The sequence below is a fragment of the Amycolatopsis sp. NPDC114503 genome, from assembly GCF_055633655.1.
Genome location: NZ_JBVKDT010000032.1, coordinates 1 through 2,420, shown reverse-complemented (window position 1 = coordinate 2,420; position 2,420 = coordinate 1). Strand labels below are relative to the sequence as shown.

Below are 2,420 nucleotides of genomic sequence, written 5' to 3'. Positions count from 1 at the left end.
CGCAGGCGGCGGAGATGGGCCTGTTCGGCTACGCGATCCCCCAGGAATGGGGCGGGCTCGGGCTCGACCTGACCCAGGACGTCGAGCTGGCGATGGAGTTCGGGTACACGTCGCTGGCGCTGCGGTCGATGTTCGGCACCAACAACGGCATCGCCGGACAGGTCCTGGTCGGCTTCGGCACCGACGAACAGAAGAGCCAGTGGCTGGAACGCATCGCCTCCGGCGAGGTCGTCGCGTCGTTCGCGCTGACCGAACCCGGCGCCGGATCCAACCCCGCCGGACTTCGCACCAAAGCCGTGCGCGACGGCGACGACTGGGTCATCGACGGCCAGAAGCGCTTCATCACCAACGCTCCCCTGGCGGATCTGTTCGTCGTGTTCGCCCGCACGCGGCCCGCGGATGACTCCGGACCGGGCATCGCGGTGTTCCTCGTCCCGGCGGACACGCCGGGGCTGGAGGTCGGGCCCAAGGACAAGAAGATGGGCCAGGAAGGCGCGTGGACCGCGGACGTCACCTTCACCAACGTCCGGGTACCCGGCTCCGTGCTCGTCGGCGGCAACGAAGACGACGGGTACCGGGCCGCGATGACCTCCCTCGCGCGCGGCCGGGTCCACATTGCTGCGCTGGCTGTGGGGTCCGCGCAGCGTGCGCTGGACGAGTCCGTCGCGTATGCCGCGTCGGCGACGCAGGGCGGTCAGGTGATCGGCGATTTCCAGCTGGTGCAAGCGATGTTGGCGGATCAGCAGACCGGGGTGATGGCGGGACGCGCTTTGGTGCGGGAGACCGCCGCGCGGTACGTGTCCGGGGAGGACCGCCGGATCGGGCCGTCGGCCGCGAAGCTGTACTGCACCGAGATGGCGGGCAAGGTCGCCGACCTCGCCGTGCAGATCCACGGCGGCACCGGGTACATGCGCGACGTCCCGGTCGAGCGGATCTACCGCGACATCCGGCTGCTGCGGCTCTACGAGGGCACCAGCGAAATCCAGCGTCTCATCATCGGCGGCGGCCTCGTCCGGCAGGCGAAAAAGGCGCGGAAATGACCAGCCGCGCGGCGACGCGGGCACGGGAAGCGGCCACCCTCCTGTTCGTCCCGGGCGACCGGCCGGAGCGCTTCGGCAAGGCCGTGGCCTCGGGGGCGAGCCTGGTCGTGCTCGATCTGGAGGACGCTGTCGCGCCGGACCGCAAGGAGTACGCGCGGGAACAAGTCGTCGCGTGGCTCGAGGAGAACCCCGAGTGCGCGGTGCGGGTGAACGCCGCCGGCACCGCCTGGCACGACGAAGACCTCGCCGTGCTCAGGCGGCGCCGGTGCACCGTGATGCTGCCGAAGGCCGAACCGGTGACGACACGCGCCGCGGCCGAGCAGCTCGGCGTCCTGCCGGTCCTGATCGCGCTGGTCGAAACCGCCCGGGGGATTCTGGACGCGCGGGAGACCGCGACCGTCCCGAACGTGCAGCGCCTCGCGTTCGGCAGCTTCGACCTGGCCGCGGAACTAGGCGCCGATCCGGCCGACCGGGACGCGTTCGTCGCCGCCCGGGGCGCGCTTGTCCTCGCCTCCGCCGCAGCGGGACTGCCCGGGCCGATCGACGGCGTCACCGCGGATCTGGACAACGAGCTGCACCTCACCGACGAAGTCCGCTACGCCCGGCGGCTCGGGTTCGCCGGAAAGCTGTGCGTGCACCCGAAACAGGTGCCGGTCGCCGCCGCGGCGCTGCGTCCGACGCGCGAGGAAATCCGCTGGGCGCAATCGATCCTCGACGCCGGTGCGGGCGGCGCGGCCGCGGTGAACGGGCAGATGGTCGACAAGCCGGTGCTGGAGCGCGCCCAGCGCGTCCTCCGGCAGGCACGAGAAGGGAACGGGCAGGTGTCGAATTCCTCATGACGCTCACCGACGACGAACAGCAGATGGTCGCCCTGGTCGCGGAGTTCGTGGACGAACGGGTCCGGCCCCGGGTCCGCGAGTTCGAAGCCGACGACGTCTATCCGGCCGAGTTCATCGACGAGATGAAGAAGCTCGGCTTCTTCGGCCTGCTCGCCCCGGCCGAATACGGCGGCGTCGACGTCAGCACCGCCTGTTTCGCCCGCGTCACCGAAGAACTCGCGCGCGGGTGGATGAGCCTGGCCGGAGCCATCGGCGGGCACTCGGTCATCACGTACCTGATCAAGACCTTCGGCACTCCGGAACAGCGCGAGAAGTACTTGCCCGCCATGGCGGAAGGCCGTATCCGCGCGACGATGGCGCTGACCGAGCCCGGCGGCGGCAGCGACCTCCAGGCCATGCGCACCCAGGCCGTGCACGGAGACGACGGCTACACGATCACCGGCTCGAAGACCTGGATTTCCAACGCCGCCCACTCCGGTCTGATCGGCCTGCTGTGCATCACCGATCGCGACGCGGAACCCGCGCACCGCGGCATGAGCGT

General features: G+C 70.6%; 3 protein-coding genes. All 3 read left to right on the top strand.

The features are described 5' to 3' along the window. Positions 1 to 1,040: acyl-CoA dehydrogenase family protein (locus tag ACZ7OI_RS49230; RefSeq protein WP_470271020.1), on the top strand; the 1,040-nt coding region annotated here is incomplete at its 5' end. Next, complete coding sequence (locus tag ACZ7OI_RS49225; protein WP_470271019.1) at positions 1,037 to 1,879, top strand: HpcH/HpaI aldolase/citrate lyase family protein; 843 nt, start codon at positions 1,037 to 1,039, stop codon at positions 1,877 to 1,879. The genes ACZ7OI_RS49230 and ACZ7OI_RS49225, both read left to right, overlap by 4 nt. Continuing rightward, positions 1,876 to 2,420 (top strand): acyl-CoA dehydrogenase family protein (locus tag ACZ7OI_RS49220; protein WP_470271018.1); only part of this gene is annotated, 545 nt, incomplete at its 3' end. The genes ACZ7OI_RS49225 and ACZ7OI_RS49220, both read left to right, overlap by 4 nt.